The 18,955-nt window shown below is 61.9% G+C and carries 15 protein-coding genes; 5 read left to right on the top strand and 10 right to left on the bottom strand.

Annotated features, from left to right (window positions below; all coding sequences use genetic code 11):
- Positions 1-185: 185 nt before the first annotated feature.
- The 5 genes from DF196_RS04030 to DF196_RS04015 all read left to right on the top strand — a co-directional run bounded on the left by DF196_RS04030 (position 186) and on the right by DF196_RS04015 (position 5,082).
- A complete protein-coding gene (locus DF196_RS04030; RefSeq protein ID WP_241519579.1) occupies positions 186-2,642 on the top strand; it encodes a lysylphosphatidylglycerol synthase transmembrane domain-containing protein in 2,457 nt (818 codons plus the stop codon).
- A 363-nt stretch (positions 2,643-3,005) separates the two neighbouring features.
- On the top strand, positions 3,006-3,287 hold the full coding sequence (locus tag DF196_RS04025; RefSeq protein WP_094667237.1) for an HU family DNA-binding protein: 282 nt from the start codon (positions 3,006-3,008) through the stop codon (positions 3,285-3,287).
- 46 nt (positions 3,288-3,333) lie between these two features.
- Positions 3,334-3,477 (top strand): hypothetical protein, encoded by a 144-nt coding sequence (locus DF196_RS13425; RefSeq protein ID WP_158276259.1) that lies wholly within the window; start codon positions 3,334-3,336, stop codon positions 3,475-3,477.
- A 73-nt stretch (positions 3,478-3,550) separates the two neighbouring features.
- Complete coding sequence (locus DF196_RS04020) at positions 3,551-3,790, top strand: helix-turn-helix domain-containing protein (protein ID WP_109056606.1); 240 nt, start codon at positions 3,551-3,553, stop codon at positions 3,788-3,790.
- A gap of 5 nt (positions 3,791-3,795) precedes the next feature.
- Complete coding sequence (locus DF196_RS04015) at positions 3,796-5,082, top strand: type II toxin-antitoxin system HipA family toxin (protein WP_109056605.1); 1,287 nt, start codon at positions 3,796-3,798, stop codon at positions 5,080-5,082.
- A 116-nt stretch (positions 5,083-5,198) separates the two neighbouring features.
- Here the strand turns inward: DF196_RS04015 and DF196_RS04010 are convergent, their stop codons facing one another.
- The 10 genes from DF196_RS04010 to arc form a co-directional block, all read right to left on the bottom strand.
- Positions 5,199-8,084, bottom strand: coding sequence for a glycoside hydrolase family 3 protein (locus DF196_RS04010; RefSeq protein ID WP_109056604.1), 2,886 nt, complete (start codon positions 8,082-8,084; stop codon positions 5,199-5,201).
- An 87-nt stretch (positions 8,085-8,171) separates the two neighbouring features.
- The gene (locus DF196_RS04005) at positions 8,172-8,825 is read right to left on the bottom strand and encodes a hypothetical protein (protein ID WP_109056603.1); all 654 of its coding nucleotides are present in this window, start codon (positions 8,823-8,825) and stop codon (positions 8,172-8,174) included.
- Between the two features lie 12 nt (positions 8,826-8,837).
- Positions 8,838-10,361 (bottom strand): family 43 glycosylhydrolase, encoded by a 1,524-nt coding sequence (locus DF196_RS04000; RefSeq protein ID WP_109056602.1) that lies wholly within the window; start codon positions 10,359-10,361, stop codon positions 8,838-8,840.
- A 191-nt stretch (positions 10,362-10,552) separates the two neighbouring features.
- Positions 10,553-12,082 (bottom strand): ATP-binding protein, encoded by a 1,530-nt coding sequence (locus tag DF196_RS03995; protein WP_241519577.1) that lies wholly within the window; start codon positions 12,080-12,082, stop codon positions 10,553-10,555.
- Positions 12,079-12,804 carry a LytR/AlgR family response regulator transcription factor gene (locus tag DF196_RS03990; protein ID WP_109056601.1) on the bottom strand — a complete coding sequence of 242 codons (726 nt, stop codon included), beginning with the start codon at positions 12,802-12,804 and terminating at the stop codon, positions 12,079-12,081. Before DF196_RS03990 ends, DF196_RS03995 begins: the two co-directional genes overlap by 4 nt.
- 91 nt (positions 12,805-12,895) lie before the next feature.
- A complete protein-coding gene (gene pafA / locus DF196_RS03985; protein WP_109056600.1) occupies positions 12,896-14,401 on the bottom strand; it encodes a Pup--protein ligase in 1,506 nt (501 codons plus the stop codon).
- A complete protein-coding gene (locus DF196_RS03980) occupies positions 14,401-14,604 on the bottom strand; it encodes a ubiquitin-like protein Pup (protein WP_109056599.1) in 204 nt (67 codons plus the stop codon). The genes pafA and DF196_RS03980 overlap by 1 nt, the downstream gene beginning before the upstream one ends.
- Before the next feature lie 138 nt (positions 14,605-14,742).
- Positions 14,743-15,603: an inositol monophosphatase family protein gene (locus DF196_RS03975; protein WP_109056598.1), complete on the bottom strand. Its 861-nt coding sequence runs from the start codon at positions 15,601-15,603 to the stop codon at positions 14,743-14,745.
- A 17-nt stretch (positions 15,604-15,620) separates the two neighbouring features.
- Positions 15,621-17,261 carry a depupylase/deamidase Dop gene (dop, locus tag DF196_RS03970; protein WP_109056597.1) on the bottom strand — a complete coding sequence of 547 codons (1,641 nt, stop codon included), beginning with the start codon at positions 17,259-17,261 and terminating at the stop codon, positions 15,621-15,623.
- Positions 17,262-17,308: 47 nt separating this feature from the next.
- Positions 17,309-18,877: a proteasome ATPase gene (gene arc / locus DF196_RS03965; protein ID WP_109056596.1), complete on the bottom strand. Its 1,569-nt coding sequence runs from the start codon at positions 18,875-18,877 to the stop codon at positions 17,309-17,311.
- Positions 18,878-18,955: the final 78 nt, after the last annotated feature.

The following is an 18,955-nucleotide window of genomic DNA, read 5'->3' as shown; positions in this document are numbered from 1 at the left end:
ATTCCCGCTGGGCTCGCGCCTTTCGTCTTTTCCGGGCCGCACTCCCCGACCGACTCGGTTCCCCGACCATCCAGTTCACGATTTACATCCAGTCAAGGCAGGTGCGACAGCAACCCATGGCCAGTGATCAGCAGTCCCCAGTGAACGAACAGACAAAGAATCCCCGGCAGGACGAACCGCAGAACGTGCTAGGGGACCGGCAGCCGAACCCGCAGCAGGATGAAAGCCCCGCCGGGCCCATCATCGAGGATGTGGCACCGCGCCGTACACGCGACTTCGCCGATCTGACGCGCGCCGGGCTCTCCCTGCTCATGGCTGCAGTGGTCATGGTGTTCGCTGTCTACCTGGGCGGCATGACGCGAGGCATGGAGTCGGATGCGCACACCGCGGCCCGCGCCATCAACTGGCTGGCTGACATTCCCTCCACCGTGCTCACCCAGCTGTCCACCATCGTGATCGTGGTGATGGTGTTGGGCCAGCTGCTGCTGACACGCGCCTGGCTGGAGGCAGCAGTCTCCGCGCTCACCATGTTCGCCGGATACGGCACGGTCTGGGGCGTCTCTCTACTCATCAGCGGTCTCAACGACCGCACCCTGCCCGTGGCGCTGATCTCGGCCACCACCACGTTCGGCTCGGGACTATTGCCGGACATCTACGCCGGCATGGCCGCCTTCCTGACCGTGGCCGGGCCGCGACGCATCCGTTCCAGCGTGAAGTGGAGCTGGAACATCCTGTACATCACGGCGGCGGTGATGGTGATGCTGTCCTGGCATTCGGTCACCGGCATGCTGATCTCGCTGGCCGCGGGACGCACGGTGGGCATGCTCGTCCGCTTCCTCATGGGCACGCAGAACACCGGCGTGTGGGGCGCCGATCTGGTGGCCGCGCTCAAGGGCATCGGACTGGATACGGCCTCGCTCATCCGTCATCAGGAACCCGCGCTGGCCGGGCACGGCTCGCTGGCCGCCACCTTGGACGACGATCTGGCCGAAGGTTCGCGTATCTACGATCTGGAGACCACGAACGGACGTCGCTTCATCGTCTCGGTGATCGACGCGCAGACCCATACGGCCGGATACCTCAAGCAGCTGTGGGACTGGGCGCGCTTCACCAGCGTGTCCATCAGGCGCGACCGTTCCGTGCGCGAGGCCGTGCAACATCATCTCGCGATGCTGCTGGGCCTGCATAACATCAAGCTGCCAGCCCCCGCCCCCTACGGCATCGCTGACACGGACGAGTCGGCCATTCTGGTGCTGGACGCGCACACCATCGAGCTGCCGGCCAATCTGCGCACCCTCACCAAGTCGGACGCGGTGGCGTACATGCGCTACCTTTCGGTGGCGAACCGTCGCGGATACACGCATCGGCGCATCACCCCGGACACTTTGGCCCGGCTGGACGACGGCACGGCGGTGATTGCCGGCTGGCTCAACGGCGACAACGCCTCCGCACCGGCCAATATCGCGTTGGACAAGGTGCAGCTGCTGGTACTGTTCGCTGCACTCATCGGCGTGGACGATGCGATCGCCGCCGCCCGAGAGGCTTGGGGAGACACCGTGTTGGTGACCTTGGCGCCGTTCATCCAGAAGGTGGCCATCCCCTCCCCCTCCCGCGCGCTGGACACCTGGGACAAGCAGCTGCTGGCCTCGCTGCGCGGCGGCATCAACGCTCTGATGGATGAGGAGGTGGCCGAACAGGCCGAGCCGGTGACGCTGGCGCGATTCTCCTGGCGCTCGATGATCACGATGCTACTGGTCATCGTGGCCGTGGTGGTGGTCTTCACTCAGCTCAAGCCCGAGGAGATCATCGCCGCCATCACCAACGCCAACCCGGTGATGGCACTGGTGGTGATGGCCTTCGGCGTCTGCGGCTGGATCGGCTCCTCCGTCTCGCTGGGCGCGCTGATGGATTCGGACCGGCGGGACAATATGGGCGTGTTCATGAGCCAGGTGGCCGGCGGCTTCGCCACGGTGTCCATGCCGGCGGGCGTGGGCCCCTCCTTCGTGAACCTGCAGTTCCTGCGCAAGTCCGGCTATCGAAATACCCAGGCCAGTGCCATCATGAGCGCCGCGCTGGTGGTCTACTATGCCGTGTACTTCGCGATTCTGGTGCTCATCGGCCTGTTCACCGGCCGCAACATGTTCACCGGCGCGATTCCGACGAATACGCTGGTCATCGTGCTGGGCGCGGTGGTGGCCGTGGTGAGTGTGGCGATGATGATCCCGCCGCTGCGTCATTGGGTGACCGGGCGTCTGATGCCGTTGGCTAAGACCTATATCAACCAGCTGCTGGACGTGCTTTCGCAGCCGCGCGAGCTCACGGTGAGCTGTCTGGGCGCGCTGTTCCAGAACGTGACCACCGGTCTGGCGTTCTGGGCGGCGTTGCAGGCTTTCGGCTACTCCTCGAACCCCATCGAGACGACGTTCGTGTTCATGCTGGCCTACGCCCTCGGTTCCGCGGTGCCCACTCCGGGCGGTCTGGGCGGTGTGGAGGCTGCGCTGACCTTCGCGTTCGTGGCGGTGGGCGTGCCGCAGGGCGTGGCGCTGTCCGCCACGCTGCTGCATCGCGTGGTGTTCTACTGGCTCAGGGTGCCGCTGGGCGCGGCCGCCATGAAGTGGCTGGACCAGCGCAATCTGGTGTGACGGAGCATGCCAGTGTATGCCAGGGTGTGACGGCCTGGTCGGTGGAGGCGGTTACGCATGACAATCCGGCGCAATCGCCTTGCGTGACTGCCCGATGCTATATCCAAGGTGACGAAAACCTTGGTTTTGTGCCAAAATCCGGTGAATCGTCAACAAATCCGCACCTCACTGGATCCATATCAGGCTGTACCGTGGTTCATCTTCCGTTTACCGGTCGAATCGTGCTCATTTCGGGCCGATTTCACGGAAAAAAGATGTGAAAAGCCTTATAAAATGCGGGTTTAGGCAGGTGCATGCGCTATCATCATGTGATGAACGCGGACAAGCGGCAGTGCTTGTCCCCTGACCCAAGAAGGATGCTTTATGGCATACAACAAGTCTGATCTCGTCTCGAAGATCGCCCAGAAGTCCAACCTGACCAAGGCCCAGGCCGAGGCTGCCGTTAACGCCTTCCAGGACGTGTTCGTCGAGGCTCTGAAGTCCGGCGAGGGCCTGAAGCTCACTGGTCTCTTCTCCGCTGAGCGCGTCAAGCGCGCCGCTCGCACCGGCCGCAACCCGCGCACCGGCGAGACCATCAACATCCCGGCTTCCTACGGCGTGCGCATCTCCGCCGGCTCCCTGCTGAAGAAGGCCGTCACCGAGTGACCCTTCGCTCATAGCGAGCAGTAACGAGACGAAAAGGACCCCGACCATGACGGTTGGGGTTCTTTTGTATGTGCGGGGCTATATCAGGTCCGTATCTGCACAGAATCATGCCCAGCAGTACGGCGGCACGCTGTCCGTCAGCGACGACGCTGGTATCTTCTCGCTGCAGGTGCTGCTGCCGAAGTGGTAGTGCAATATTCTGCACATCATGACGAAAGTGCAATATATTGCACAGACCATGCGCTATGTGATATATTTTTCACATGTTGGTAATGACTAGCGGCGAATACGCGCAATTGCTCAAGAACGAACGGCAGCGGCAAGGCATCAGCCAAACCGAAATGGCTGAAAAGCTTGGCGTATCCCGACGTTGGCTCATCGAATTCGAGCACGGCAGGGTACCCAATCCAGGCTTCGCCACTATTCTCAATATGCTTTCCGCACTGGGTCTATCACTGGACGTACGCAAGACGCCGCACCCCACCAAGTCATACGAATGGTGACCATTATGAGCGACGATATCCTGTATGCGTTTCTTGGAGAAACCCCAATCGGGGAATTCCTTAAAGATGTCAATGGCACAGTGCGCTTTCGGTATAGAGATGATTACCGATGGGCGAGCAATCCAACGCCGATATCGTTATCCATGCCACTCATTCAGAACGAGCACGTTGGCAAAGTTCCGGAGAATTTCCTCGAAGCCCTTGTGCCGGAATCACCCCAAGCACGGGAGGAAGCTGCTCGTCTGCATCATGCTCGTTCGACTGCCGCATTCGATCTTCTGCAAGCCATCGGGTTCGATGCCACCGGCGCCCTTCGACTATCCGCGACGCCACAGCTGCCGGTTGAAAACGACTCACTCATCCCCATCAGCGACGCCGAAATCGCCGCGCGCCTTCGGGCCGCAGCACCCACCGGTCTGCAACCGGCTACGGCAGCGGAACACTGGTCCATTGCCGGGCAGCAAGGCAAAATCGCTCTCAGGCTGCACCACGGTTCCTGGTACATCACGAACGGCATCGCCCGCACCACGCACATCATCAAACCCGGCATCACCACGCTCCCCCTGCAGGCATTCGACGAGCATCTCACCATGCGCGTCGCCACAGCCCTGGGACTGCGCGTGGCCAATACCGAATTCCGATTGTTCAGCGACGTTCCCGCCATCATCAGTGAACGGTATGATCGCCGAATCACTGATGACGGACGGGTACAGGCGCTGCATCAAGAAGACTTCACCCAAGCACTCGGGCTTCCGGCTTCGTTGAAATACGAGGAACATAATGGCCCTACTTCGGAAGCGTACGCGACAATGCTCCGCACACATGGACTACCCGGTCAGGCAGAAAGCAATATCAGGGCCTTTGTTGATGGAATCCTGGTAAGTTATCTGCTCGGGGCCACGGACAGCCATGCGAAAAACTACTCGCTACTGCTCGATGGGGAATCCGTACAGCTCGCACCACTCTACGACCTTGCTTCCATATTCCCCTATCTCGGACATGGCAGACTTGCTGCCAGTGCCACACTGGCGATGAATATCGGGGGACGGCGGAACCTACTGCAGCTTAGACGCAAGCATCTGGAACGCTTCGCCGTTCGAATGAATATGGACAGGGACCAAATCATCCACCGATTCGTAACCCTGGTGCAGAGGCTCCCCGACGCATTCGAGTCCGCGGTCCAGTCCAATCACGATGCCATCGCATTGATCGGAGCACAGCAGTTCATCGAGGACTACCGCAAACGCATCATTATGGCCTACGACGATGCTGCAAGTTGGCTGGATTTGTGACCACTCACCCGCTGTAGTACATAGCGCAAACGGTTGTTGCCGGGATGGACGCTCGGAGGAAACATCCATCCCGGCAACAACCGGAGGAAAGGAAGAAGTTCAGTTAAGAGATCACACTACTGAGCGGTGGTTGCCTCCTTGGCCGCGACGTTCTTTGGCTTGCGGACGCGCAACACGATAGCAACAATGCATAGCACACCCAGCACACCAAGCTCCGCTGCAATTGCGGCGCCATAGGCCTGCCAGTTGGCAATGTTCACCGGCATCAGGTTGCCATTAGCCATCGCATATAGCGTATTGTGGGCAGAACGCTGCAGGTAGTGGATATCCGCGTCGGTCTTAGCCCTCACGGAGATACCCCAGCGGGTTAGCCAGCCGTCAAGACCGGCGCGCATGGCCTTGTTGGACCCAGCAGCCATGCCACCCTGATCCATATCGGTGAGCACCTTGCCATTGAAGCCCCACTCATTGCGCAGTACTTCAGTCAACAAACTTTCGTTGGCACCGGCGTAGGTGTCTCCGATGAAGTTCATGCTGGCCATTACCGCGGTGGCACCGCCCTTCTTGACGCAGTCCTCGAAAGGCTTCAGATAGATTTCGCGGATCGCCTGTTCGTTGGAGTAAGTATGAAGGTTCTCATGTCGTACCGATTCCATGTCATTGAGAGCAAAATGCTTGATGTAGACAATCAGTCCACCTTCGCGTGCGGCCTTGACCTGGGCGCTAGCGGTGGTGCCGGCGAGCACCGCGTCTTCGGAGTAGTACTCGAAGTTACGGCCGGAGAATGCCCAACGGTGGTTGTTCATGGCGGGAGCATACCAACCGCTGGTGCCGTAGTACTGGGTCTGATCGGCCATCTGATCGCCGAACTTGGTCGCGATATCCGTATTGAATGTGGCGGCAAGCAGCGGTATACAAGGATAGGCGATGCCGTTCATGGACGTAGTCCACATCGAGGAAATACCCATCGGACCATCGGAATCAACGGTGCGGAAATCTTTGCCAATGGACAGTAACGATGGCGAAGCATACGTGGAATCCTCAACCAAGGACTTCAGCTCCTCCACGGTGAGCTGTTTGATGAGCGCATCCCACTTCGGATCGTCATAATCAAGTCCCTTGACATCGTCAAGAGTCAAATCTCCCTTGACCGCATAGTCGACACCCTTGGTCATGGCATCAATGCCCTCGTCATAGGAAGGATCATAGGCATCCGGATCGTCCTCATTGGCAGTGGAATTCACCGTATCAACCACTGAACCCATGGCGTCCGCATAGTTGGAGAATCCGTTGCTGCGGCTCAAGTACTTTCCACGAGAGGCCTCATCGAACTGGTTGGAAGCGGCCTGATCATCGGAGGAGCGCTGATCGGAGCCGGAGTAGAAGAATCGATCATCCAGCGATGCGGTCTTTTCGTCCAGAGATTCGTGCGCATTGGAGCGAATCGAGAACGTGTATTCGCTAGCATCAAGCATATAGGAGCCGACAGTTCCGTCGTCGTTGGAATGGCTGGTGTCATAGGCGGCGAGATCCTCGACCGGCACTTCGATCGTAAGCTTCTGAGAAGCACCCGGAGCGAGTTCATCGGTCTTGTCGTAACCGATAAGCTGCACGGCCGCCTTTTCCACACCGTTCTTCTTGTCGTAGTCGGTATAGGGTGCGCTCATGTACAGCTGCACGACTTCCTTGCCGGGCACGTCACCGGTGTTGGTGACTTCCACGTCTACGCTGACACTGTCCTTCGGATCAAGCGTCTCAGTGCTGATGGAGGTAATCCTCTGGGAGAACGTGGTATAGCTCAGACCGGTGCCGAACGGGAAGGACACGATGGAGTCGTAGTCCTTACCGTAGTCAAACGTCTCATTGGTCTTGGTGTTGGTAACTACGGCCTTTTCGGCATAAGCGGTCTCATACCACTTGTATCCCACGTAGATGCCCTCGACATAGTCCACGTAGTGACTGGTCTTAGAGTTGGATGCCACCTGGGTGCCGTAGTTTTCGGATGCGGGAGCGCTGTCGTTATCGGTAACCCAGGTGTCAGGCAGCTTGCCGGACGGGTTGATCTCGCCGGTCAGAATCTTGCCGAGGGCATCGAAACCGTACGGTCCGGGCAGACCGGCCCACACGCAGGCATCCACGTTGTATTCGTCAAGGAACCCCATTTCGAGCGCGTTGGCGCTGTTGATTACCACGATGATTTTGTCGAAGGTCTCACTGGCCTTCTTCATGATGGCTTTCTCATTGTCGTTGAGTTGGAGATAGTTCGCATCGTCGATTTGTTCGTAGGAGGTCAGGTCCGCGCCCTCGCTGCCGGTGCGGCCCAGCACGACAATCGCTGTATCGGAGTATTCCTTCATGGATTCGAAGGATGCGTCGCCGGTGAACTTATCCACGGACACCTCATCAACGGTCAGCGGAGACACATGGAATCCGATCTGTACCGGTTCCGGCTCCTTGACCTCGTAGACGCCCGCATCCACCAACGCAGGGTTAATCTCAATGCCGGCAGATTTCAGGGAGGACAGCACGTCCACAGTGTCATCACCGCCGGAGACACGACCAGAACCGCCGCCGGAGAAGTACGGGTTGTAGGCGTAGTAGCCGATGAGATTCACCTTGGTATTCTGCAGCGGAAGAGCATTGTTCTCGTTCCGCATAAGAGTCATACCCTCCTGGCCGATCTCCTTGGCCAAGGCACGCCAATCGTCCTCCGTGGTCTCCACGCTGTCGGAACCGACAGCACCCACGTAAAACACGTTATTCAACTGGTTGGCGAATACGTTCATGCATACGCTGACGGCTACAGCGGCGGCAATGAAAATCACTCCGACTGTACCCAGAATGCTATTACCGAGCTTCATATGCTTGACCACGCGACCTTCGCGGTAGCGCTTACGGGTTCCCAACGCCAGTGCAACCACCGAGATGACGGCGATAACCGCCAACACCGTGATACCGATGATGCAATACATGGCGAGCTGGCCGCCGCTTCCCTCTTTCATGGTTTCTCCTTCTATATGGGTTCCCCGTCATTGGGGAGTGGATGGGGAGGACGGAGCCTTCTTTGGCTCCGCCCGAGGGGATACGTTTTACTTCTGTTTGAAAATCAGCTTCATAATCGGGTAGAAGACCCAGAACGAGAGCGTGCAGTTGATGATCATGGTGATGAGATCGGCTGTGGTGGCTCCGGCGCCGGCACCCATCACGTCGATGCACCAGCCGTAAAGCGGGGCCTTGTACAGACCCTGCAACGCGGCTGCACCGATGGTGATAATCACGTAGGCAAGCACGTACCAGGCCGCGGCCTTCCACACGCTGCCGGTGGATTTGAACGTCACCTTGCGCTGGGTAATGAAGTTGATCACCTGCGCGATGGCCATCGTCAGCTCCACGGCCAGGAAGTAGGCCAGTCCGCCACCGCCCGCGACGCCGGCCGCATCGGTGGTGCCGATGGCTCCGGCCGCGTAGTCGAACACGTAATATGCGCTGCCGTCGAAGTTATGGCCGACCGACAGTACCTGGAAGTTCGTGGCGACCAGCGGGGTCAGGCCGAACAGCCATTTGAACACCGGCATCAGCACCAGTTGCAGCACCGTGACCGCATTGCACACGATGAAGAACATGATGAATTCGGCGATGCCATGGTGCTTGGCGTCGAAGCGCGCCCAACCGCGCCGGATGGCGGCGATCGGACCGCGGTCCGGGACCGCCGTACGCTGCACGTCTTCGTTGAGTGTTGTCATTGTTCACCTCCTTTACCTGGTCATGAGTTCGAAGTTCAGGAAATCGATGGACCCGGAGCCGGCATACCGGAAGTAGAGCGGGCAGGAGTGCGCGTTGATTCCAGCGGGAAGGCACGCCGGCTCCGCCCGGAACGTCTGCCAGCCGTCGGCCGTGTTGACGGTGATCGGCACCGTGGCGACGACCGACAAGCCGGCCGGATCCACGGAAATCACGAACGCTCCCGAAGCTTCTCCCCTGCCGCGATGCGCGCGGACAGTTGCGGCGATGCCGGTCAGCGGACGGGAATCATCGAAGTCGAAGTACTTGAAGCCGGCCACCGCGCCATCACGCATGTTGGCGACGTACTGGTGCGCCTCGATCGGGCCAACTTCGGCTTTGGCGTCACGTTCGTCCTGGGTGAAGTAGGGATGCGCGGCCAATCGTTTGGCGGGATTCGCACCATCGTAGCGACCCGCACCATCCTTGCTCCACAGGTTGCACGCGATTCGCGCCTCGTACCTGCCTTGCCCCCGCAGCGGCCCGCCGTTCAGACCGCAACTGGTGACTTCAGCCTGGACGAAGCGCCATTCGCCGCTCGCTTCGTCGAACATGGCATCGAGTCGTTCCGCGCAGGCCTGACGAGCGTAGGAGCTGCGGTTGGTCTGGCGATGGTAGAACGTGTAGAAATCGTCGCCGATGCGCAGCATGCCACCATGCGTGTTGCCGGTGTAGTTCGTCGCGCGGGTTTCGTCATCGTGACCGGGAAGCCCCACGTCGCCGATGCTCACGAGCGTGCCGCCGTAGCGGAAGCCCCCAGTCGGCGAATCGGAAACGGCGTAGCACAGCTCGTGGTTGAGCCGGGAGGAGTAGACAAAGTAGTACTTGCCGTCCCACTTGCGCATCGAGGAGGCCTCGAAGAACTCGTGGCCGGCGAACGAGCCGGGACCGGACTTGGGGAACAGCAGCTTTTCCGGCGTGCGGATGGTCACCATGTCGGGCTCCAGTTCGAGCACGTAACCCCCGTCGAAGCCCAGCGAACGAAAGCCGGTGGCGATGGCGGGCACAGGCGTGTAGAAGCCGGAGTACAGGTAGACGCGATTGTCGTCGTCCACAAGCACGCCCGGATCGAACGGGAAGGAATCACCCTTGCGGCGTCCCCACACCGTGCCGTCCGCGTAATGCACGTGGCCGTGGAACTCGTACGGGCCGGCCGGCGAATCGGCCACGGCCACGCCCATGAGCCCCATGAAATCGAAGGCGTAGTAGAGGTAGTAACGGCCGTCCGGGCCGATCGCCACGTCCGGGGCGAACAGGAGTCGCAGACCAAGGCGATTTTTGGGATCCTGGTTCTTGCGGTAGATCACGCCTTCATAGCGCCAGTCGGACAGGTCGTCCACCGGCGCGGACCAGCAGACGTAATCGTTGACGCAGAACATCGGGGCGCCGAATCGATCGTGCGAGCCGTAGATGTACACGCGGTCGCCGAACACGTACGGTTCGGCATCGGGGATGTACTCCCCTGCCGGAAGATACGGGTTGAAGACCTGGCGTTCCACGATGAGCTCCCTTTCGAGTCTGGCGATTCAGAGGATTCCGCAGCGAATCCTGATGGTTCCATCATCAGGGAAAGGCCGGTTCGGGAAAGGGCAATTGCATGAACGGTCGATTTATTGCATAAACTCACGTGCGGCGCGGCTCCCCTCAGTCGGCTTCGTGACGGCCTCACTCAAGTGAGAAGGCTCAGCATCTACCGGGGAATGAGGACGGTCAGATCGAACCAGCCGTCGCGTTTGGCGATGGTCAGGGTACCACCGTACTTGATGGCCGTGTGACGGATGCTTTTGAGACCGAACCCGTGGAATCGCTTGTCCGCCTTGGTGGTGACGGGTAGATCCCCATCCAAACCGGTGGCCGAACCGTCACCCGTCCCGGCAATCGCATTGCCGGCCGCATCGCCGGATTGCAGATAGTTCTCCACGCGAATCAGCGTGAATCCGTTCGCTTCCGAGACCGATACATGAATCAGCCGATGCGAGGCGTCCGCGATCCGACGCTCGTATTCGATGGCGTTGTCAAGCGCGTTGCCGAATATCGTGCAGATGTCCATCTCGCTGATCCGGTTCAGCAGCGAACCGTCCGCCACACACGTCAGTTCAATGCCATCGCGTGCGCAGACCAATCCCTTTCCGGTCAACATCGTATCCAGCACCGCATTGCCGGTTTTGAAACGCGCCTCGTACTCCTTGATGCCATGTTCGATATCGTCCAGATACTCCTCGCGTTTGCCGGGGTCGGACTCGCGCCGCAGCACGGCGATCTGGTGCTTCAGATCGTGGTACTTGTGATTGATGACGGCGATGCTTTCCTTCGACTGCTGATATTGCGCGTACTGCATCTGCAATACGGTGCGCATCGAGTCGAGCTCGCGCCGGGCCTGGTTCTCGCACAGCTGGATATGGAAGGCATAGAGGAAGGCCACGCCTCCGAGCCCCACCAACGTGCGGATATTGAATACCTCGGTGCCGATGGTGCTGGTGAACGGCGTGGCGGTGGATACATAGCTCAGATTGCTCAGCGTGAACGTGGTGATGGCAATGATGGCGGTCACCATAAGGTCCCGCCCGCCCACGTCCAGCGCTTCGGCGTTCTGTCCACGTTCAAGCAACGCCACCACGGCGAACACCGCTCCATAGACGACGATGAGATACAGGCCATCGAGCCACGGCACGTGAATGGGCCAGCCGTACCGACCCGACAGATAGTAGTACAGCTGCCATTCGAGTGAGGCGGCGAATTCGGCAATGACGAACGCGCGCATCAGCCAGTACAGGCATGTGGCCGCCGAGCAATCACAGCAGAGACGAATCGTGACGAACATGATGGCCAGCGCCACGGCCATGCCGGGCAGCCACAATGCCACCGGCACTACGCCGATGCCGATCTGGACCACCACGAGCGCCGCCAACGAGCCGGCCAGAACCCCGATTCCCCGTATGCGAGGAGGTTTGCGCACCACCAAAGCAATCAGCGTCACGCATGCCAGCCATTCGGCAAGCGCCGTATGCACTTTGGGGATGTCCGGCACCGTGCCCACGGCGTTCGCGACATCGGTCGATGCAAGGTTTATGGCGGCGGCCCCGGCATCAACCTCGGTGAACCGGACGAGCCAACCGAACGCATCGAGTAGGCCAGACGGCCCGGATAAGCCATGTACCCCGAACAAACCAATCATGTCGGCGAGCGCACCGCCCCATGCCGCGGCCCCTACACCCATCATTTGATCACGTTCCCGAGGTAGGCGGTGAGCGCGGTGAGCAGGTCGCGCTGCTTGGCCCGGCTGACGGGGATGCGCGTGCCACCGCCGATCACGGCACTGCCTTCCTCCACGCCGCGCACATGCGCGAGATTGACGAGAATGCCCTTGTTGCAGCGGAAGAACGATTCGTCGGCGAGCTTGTCCTCGACTTCCTTCATCGAGGACGCGGTGGATTCGAATACGCCGTCCGCCGTATGGTAGGCCAATCGGTGACCGCTGCTTTCGATCCACAGTATTCGGGAGATGGGCACGCGCACGGTGCTGGTTTTGGAGGCGATGACCATATACTTCTCCTCGGCGCGCGACCGGGTCTGCATGCGGGAGATGGCACGACCGAGCCGTTGCGTGAACGCAAAGTAGGAGATGGGTTTCAGCACGTAGTCCAGCGCGTCCACGCGGTAGCCCTGGATGGCGTATTGGGCCATGTTGGTGATGAAGATGATGACCACCTGGCCGTCCACCTCGCGGATGCGCTCGGCGGCGGTCATGCCGTCCATGGACGCCATTTCGATGTCCATCAGAATGATGTCCCATTCGGCGCGGTAGTTCTCCACGATGTCTTCGCCGTCTGGGAAGACCGTGACGTCGAACCGTTCGTGGATCTCTTCGGAGTACTGCTCCAGATACTCGCGCAGGGTCTGCGCGTAGGCGGGTTCGTCCTCCACGATCGCCACACGAATCATATGCCGCGCCTCCTTTGCCGCCGACCGATCACGTACCGTACCACTGTAATGCACGGCGGACGGTGGCGGCGGGAGATCGCGACCGAGAGTTTCAGCGCCCGAGGGATTCCATGAGTTGGCTGAATTCCGGGGTGGGGGCGGCCTCGAACGGGTCGAGGAGGACGGCTTCGCGGCGTTCGGGGGCGGTCACGGTCAGGTGGGTCCAGTCGGCAGAGAACTGGGCCCCGGAGGCGAGGGCCGCTTCCACGAATCGTCCGCGCAGGGCGGCACGGGTGTCCTGCGGCGCCTCATGGATCGCGCGTTCGGTCTCGTCGGCGGTCAGTAGCCGCCGCATCTGCGAGCGCGCGGTCAGCGAGCCGTACAGGCGTCCGTTGGCGATGTCGTGGTAGTCGAGTTCCAGCTGCTCCAGTTGGGCGAAGGTCACTTCCGGACGGCGGCGGCGCAACGCTTCGAAGACCCGGCGCTTGGCGGCCCAGTCCACGCGATCGGCGAGCGCGTCGTAATCGCCCTGTTCCAGCGCGCGGAGCGCATGGTCCCACTCCCCCAGAATCGTTGTCGTCGGCGAACCTGCAACAGCATCTCCCGAAAGACCAGTCACCGGCACACCGGCGACGAACGCGGAGTCCATCGTCTCGCGATGATCCGCCACGAACGACTCGACGGCGCGGAAATACCGGCGCTGCAACGTAAGCGCGCTCACCGACTCGCCCGAAGCGAGCGGCAGCATGGCGTCCGGCGCATCCAGGAAACGGCTCATCGCACGATTGGCGGCGGCCGGGTCGACGAACGCCCAATCCTCGAATCCGGACGGCTCGCCACGGCGGAACGCCTCCTCGATGGAGCACAGCACGAGATGCGTCACGGCGAGCTTCATCCACGTGGACCATTGCGAACGGTTGGAGTCGCCGATGATCACATGCAGGCGGCGGAACGAATCAGGGTCGGCGTGCGGTTCGTCGCGCGTGTTGACCATGGGCCGCGAGCGCGTGGTGGCGGAGGAGACGGCCTCGTCCAGGAAGTCGGCGCGCTGGGTGATCTGGAAGCCGTCCGGGGTCATACGGCCCGCGCCCGTGTACAGCTGACGGGTGATGAGGAACGGCAGCAGCTGGTGTTCCACGGCCTCCAAAGGCACGAAGCGGCGCACCAGATAGTTCTCATGGCAGCCGAAGGCATGGCCGGCCGAGTCCACGTTGTTCTTGAACACGTGGATGGTGGCGTGTTCGCCGTATGATTCGCGCAGTTTGGCCTGGGCCTTCAAGGCGAGCCCACGCATCACCTGCTCGCCGGCGAGGTCCTGTGCCAACGCCTCGCGCGGGTCACGGGCTTCGGCGGTGGCGTATTCGGGGTGGGAGCCGACGTCGAGATAGAGGCGGGAGCCGTTGGTCAGGTACGTGTTGGTGGACCGGGATCGGGAGACGATGGGCTGGAACATGGTCATGGCCACCTGTCCGGCATCCACGGGTTTCTCGGCCCCGGTCACGGCCACGCCGTATTCGGTTTCCACGCCGAAAATACGGCAGAACCCGTCCATCTCGGCGGATGGCACGGGTTCTGTGGCGTGGAGGGCTCGGGTGCCGCTGTCACGCAGTTGGGGCATCACTCGCCGCCTTTTTGCACGAAGCTGTTGACGTATTCCTCGGCATTGGTCTCCAACGTGGATTCGATGTCGTCGAGGATGCTGTCCAGCACGTCGGACTGGTCCTGCGACTGGTCCGCGGCCTGAGTTGCGGCCTGGGCGAGGGCGTCGTCCTCGTGGGTTTCCTGTGATTGGGATTGCGGCTGTTCGAATTGCTGTGGCATGCGTGCCTTCTTTTGTATAAACGACTCCTGCAAATTAGAATCAATCGGCCCCGAAGACTTCCCTCGGTCAGCCCGTGGCCGACGGTTCGTCCGCAATGAGGGACGACCGGACATCATCAAGAGCCGATTGCTTCCGTTCTACTGCAGATACTGCTTGAGTTCGCGGCCGATGAGACCGTTGGTGGCCACCACGTCGTTGTCATGACGCCAGTGGATGCGGTCGCCGTCCCAGCGGCTGAGCGTGCCTTGGGCCTCCCAGACCACCACGGTGCCGGCGGCGATGGCGGGGATGTCCCACACATGCAGCATCGGCTCGAAGTAGGCGTCGTACGTGCCATCCGCCACCTTGCACAGATCGAGCGAAGCCGGGCCCACGCGCTTGATGTCGGCCGGCTGGCCCGCCAGCGAGGAGGCCACCTCCAGCGCACGACGGGATTCCTCGGGGATGAAGGACATGCCGTAGCTCAGCACGGAACCATCCAACGAGGAGGTCATCGACGGCACGACTTTGTCTCGCTTCTCGCCCACCGCGGTCTTGTGGATGCGCACGGCGCCGGCGCCCTTGGCCGCCAGATAGGTCAGGCCTAGTGCTGGCGCGTGAACCACGCCGAGGATGGGCTTGGGCTCGTTGTTCTCGTCGAATTCGAACAGCGCTGCGGTCAGCGTCCATTCGCTCATACGACGCAGATAGTTGATCACGCCGTCGATCTTGCCGATGTACCAGTAGCGCTGGCCGGGACGGCTGACGGAGGGACGGGTGGTCCAGAAGCCGTCGAAGTGGGCGATGTCCGCCAGACGGGTACTCATGAATCGCAGGATCTTGCCGTCGACCTCAAGCTTGGTGCGGGAGTCCGCGAGTTCGGCGTCGGTCGGACGCGCGATGCTGCGCGGATTGAGCTGGGCCTGCAGGGCGTGGTGGCCGGCTTCCTCGAGCAGGCCGGCGACTTTGAGCGCCAGGCTTCGCAGATGCTGTGGAGTCTCTTCGCGTGTTTCTTCCATAATCTCCCAGTGTATCTTTATCGGTTGCCGTGCGCCAACGTCCTGAGCAGGTCGATGGCGTGTTCGGCGGCGTCCAACGGCTCCGCGCAGCGCGCCTTGCCGAAGGCGAGCGGGTCGGAGATGTCCAGCGAGAACAGGTGATGGTCGGGGGTCGCCATATGACCGGCGTTGCCGTAGAATTCCGCGGAATCACCGACGTTCATGGTTTCGGGGTCGCGTGCGGTGAGTCTGGACCAGCTGACGGCGGCCACTTCCGGACCGAAGCGGCGTACGAGCATGGCACGTAGCCACGCACGGGTGTTCTCGGGCGGTTCGGCCGCGGCGTGCGCCACGTCGGCCGCCGTGTTGACCCGTTCGGTACGGGGTGCAAGCTTGGTGAAGACGCTGTCCTTGGGGTCGAGCGCGGCCCATTTGAGGTCGATGACCTGTAGTCGCGGATCCGCCCAGCCGGATGCGCCTATCTTGCGGCGCAGCTTTTCCAGCAACTGCCATTTGAGCAGCCATTCCACGCGGCTGGCCTCGCCGGTCATGGCCAGGCGCTCGTCGTCGGAGGCGTGGCGGATGGCGGCCACGTCGGCGAGCGCCTGTCCCCACATCGCCATCACGGAGGTGGTGGGCTTGTCCGGCCAGGCCGGTTCCCCGGTGGTGTCCGTGCCGTTCACGAGCGCGGCCACCTGATAGACGGCCTGCCGCAGTTTGAGCTGGATGAGCCAGGCCGTGGTCTGGCCGCCCGAAGCCAGCGGCAGGGATGCGTTGAGGCCCAGGTCATGGGAGACGGCGTGCATGGCCTCGACCGGGTCGGCCAGTTCGAGCCCGTCCAGGAAGCCGTTCAGGTCGAATCCGGCCTCCCCCGCGTGTTCGAGGAGCCACAGCAGCATGCTGGTGGTGCCGAGCTTCAAGACCTGCGGCACGTCCATGCGGTTGGCGTCGCCCACGATCACGTGCAGGCGGCGTCGGTCGTCCGTGGCGTGGGATTCGTCTCGGGTGTTGATGATCGGCCGTTCGAAGGTGGTCTGCAGTCCCACTTTGGCATGGATGTAGTCGGCGCGCTGGCTCAATTGGAAGCCGGGGATCTCGCTGGCCTCGCCAAGTCCCACACGGCCTGAGCCGGCGTAGATCTGGCGGGTCACGAAGTGCAGCGTCATCAGGCGGATGACCAGGTCGAACGGCACCGCGCGGTCCATCATGTAGTTCTCGTGCGTGCCCCAGCAGGAACCTTTGCCGTCCACGTTGTTGCGGTGGAGCACGATGGGCGTGCCGGTCTGTGCGGCGGCGCGTTCGGCGGCGGCCTGCATGATGAGGTCGCCGGCATGGTCGTACGCCACGGCCTCGAACGGGTCAAGCGTCTCCGGTGCGGAGTACTCGGGGTGGGCGTGGTCCACGTAGACACGGCCGCCGTTGGGGGCGATCACATTGGTGATGTTGAGCTGCGGGGCGTCGGTGAGCATGTCCGGGCGGGCGGCGGCGCGTTCGAGGCGGGTACCGCGCGCGTCGTTGACCGGATCCTCCTGCCGGTAGTCCCAGCGGATGGATTTGCTGTCCGCTCCGGCGGCCGCACCTACCACGTCGAAGGACAGCTGGACCGGATTGTACCGGCCGGCCCCCTTGAGCGAGACCGCGTATTCGGTTTCGGTGCCCATCACTCGTCTGACGGTCATTCACATGCTCCTTCGCTTACGTATTGCCTGCGCGTATGCTTACGTATTCACTGCTGTTTGGCGCGGATGCGGCGGATCGGGTCCATGCCGTTGATGAGCGCCCACTGCGCCGGGTCCACGTCCACCATCGAATCGCTGGTTTCGCGGTATTCGTCCTCCACCGCGGCGGCGAGCAGCGGCACGGTGATGGCCACGGCCTCCCCGGATTCGATGGATTGCTTGACGGCGCGGGTCTTGGCGCGGTCCACCACGTTCTTGAGCATGGCGCCTGAGACCACGTCCTTCAGGTACAGGGCGGACCATTGGCCGGCCTCGTTCTGCACGTCGCACAGGTGGCGTCGTTCGGACGCCTCGTAGATGTCTCCCACGAGCACTTCGGACAGGGCGCGCGCGTCCACGCCGTCCTCCAGTGGAAGGTCGTCGGTGAGGTAGTGGTTCACGATGGCCACGGCCTGCGCGCGCTTGGGACGGCCCACGCGGATCTTCACGTCGAGGCGGCCCGGACGCAGCACCGCGGGATCGATCATGTCCACGCGGTTGGAGGCTCCGATCACCATCACGTTGTCCAGTGATTCCACGCCGTCCAGTTCGGAGAGGAACTGCGGCACGATGGTGGTCTCCACGTCCGAGGAGACGCCGGAGCCGCGGGTCCTGAGCAGCGAGTCCATTTCATCGATGAACACCACCACCGGCTTGCCTTCGGCGGCGCGTTCGCGGGCCCGCTGGAAGATGAGGCGGATGAGCCGTTCGGACTCGCCCACGTATTTGTTGAGCAGTTCCGGTCCCTTGACGGACAGGAACACGCCCTTGACCGAGCGTTCGGCATCGCTGATCGCTCCGTCGCCGTCCGCGTCGTACCCGCCTTCGCACAGGGCGTTCGCCACGGCCTTGGCGATCATCGTCTTGCCGTTGCCGGGTGGTCCGTACAGCAGTACGCCCTTCGGCGGTTTCAGATCGTAGCGTTCGAACAGCGCGCGATGCTGGAACGGCAGCTGCACGGCGTCGCGGATGCGGTCGATCTCCTCGTCCAGGCCGCCGATGTCGCGGAAGGTGACGTCCGGCGTCTCCTCGAGCACCAGATCGCGATCGCCTTCGGCCGGCAGCAGTTCGATGGCCATCCTCACGGACGGGTCCACAATCACCCGGTCGCCTTGGTTGACGTTCCGGCGTGCAAGCGCGGTGGCGCGGCGGACGAGTACGGGATTGCCGGAGGCGTCGGCGATGATGAGACGACCGTCGTCAAGCGTCTGGCGGACGGTGCGGACTTGGCCCACGGTGTCCGCGTCGCGCTGTTCGACCAGTACCAGCTTCTCGTTGAGCATCACAGTGGCGCCGGTGGTCAGTCGCGCGGCGTTCACGTTCGCAGCCACGGGCACCACCATGCGGCGGCTGCCGGAGATGACCTCGGCCGAGGCGTGCTGGATGCCGTCTTCGTCCGTATGGGTGGAGTCCACCCTGACCATGGTGGCGAAGGTGAGCGGCGGCTGTGCCAGTTGTGCGAGCTGCGACTTGGCTTTGGTGAGCTCCTTGCCGGCACGGGTGAGCGCCTCGGCGAGCGCATGGTTCTTGGCCATGAGCCGGTCGTTGAGTTCGGCGAGATCTTCGGTTGCGGTCATGTGTTCCTTCTTGGCTTTCCGGCCCGGGCGAACCGGTTCCGGCCGGATTCGTCCGGCTTCGCGGACAGCTCCGCGGGC

It is taken from the genome of Bifidobacterium callitrichidarum (genome assembly GCF_003129905.1).
In the GTDB taxonomy this organism is placed as follows: domain Bacteria; phylum Actinomycetota; class Actinomycetes; order Actinomycetales; family Bifidobacteriaceae; genus Bifidobacterium; species Bifidobacterium callitrichidarum.
Note: the sequence above shows the minus strand (reverse complement) of the source record. Positions and strands in the feature narration are given on the sequence as shown.

Bases quoted from the DNA above. Each gene is read 5' to 3' on its own strand.
- DF196_RS04025 (WP_094667237.1), top strand. From the start codon at position 3,006: ATGGCATACAACAAGTCTGATCTCGTCTCGAAGATCGCCCAGAAGTCC.
- DF196_RS13425 (WP_158276259.1), top strand. From the start codon at position 3,334: ATGACGGTTGGGGTTCTTTTGTATGTGCGGGGCTATATCAGGTCCGTA.
- DF196_RS04020 (WP_109056606.1), top strand. From the start codon at position 3,551: ATGTTGGTAATGACTAGCGGCGAATACGCGCAATTGCTCAAGAACGAA.
- DF196_RS04015 (WP_109056605.1), top strand. From the start codon at position 3,796: ATGAGCGACGATATCCTGTATGCGTTTCTTGGAGAAACCCCAATCGGG.
- DF196_RS04010 (WP_109056604.1), bottom strand. From the start codon at position 8,084: ATGAAAGAGGGAAGCGGCGGCCAGCTCGCCATGTATTGCATCATCGGT.
- DF196_RS04005 (WP_109056603.1), bottom strand. From the start codon at position 8,825: ATGACAACACTCAACGAAGACGTGCAGCGTACGGCGGTCCCGGACCGC.
- DF196_RS03995 (WP_241519577.1), bottom strand. From the start codon at position 12,082: ATGATGGGTGTAGGGGCCGCGGCATGGGGCGGTGCGCTCGCCGACATG.
- DF196_RS03990 (WP_109056601.1), bottom strand. From the start codon at position 12,804: ATGATTCGTGTGGCGATCGTGGAGGACGAACCCGCCTACGCGCAGACC.
- pafA (WP_109056600.1), bottom strand. From the start codon at position 14,401: ATGCCCCAACTGCGTGACAGCGGCACCCGAGCCCTCCACGCCACAGAA.
- DF196_RS03980 (WP_109056599.1), bottom strand. From the start codon at position 14,604: ATGCCACAGCAATTCGAACAGCCGCAATCCCAATCACAGGAAACCCAC.
- DF196_RS03975 (WP_109056598.1), bottom strand. From the start codon at position 15,603: ATGGAAGAAACACGCGAAGAGACTCCACAGCATCTGCGAAGCCTGGCG.
- dop (WP_109056597.1), bottom strand. From the start codon at position 17,261: ATGACCGTCAGACGAGTGATGGGCACCGAAACCGAATACGCGGTCTCG.
- arc (WP_109056596.1), bottom strand. From the start codon at position 18,877: ATGACCGCAACCGAAGATCTCGCCGAACTCAACGACCGGCTCATGGCC.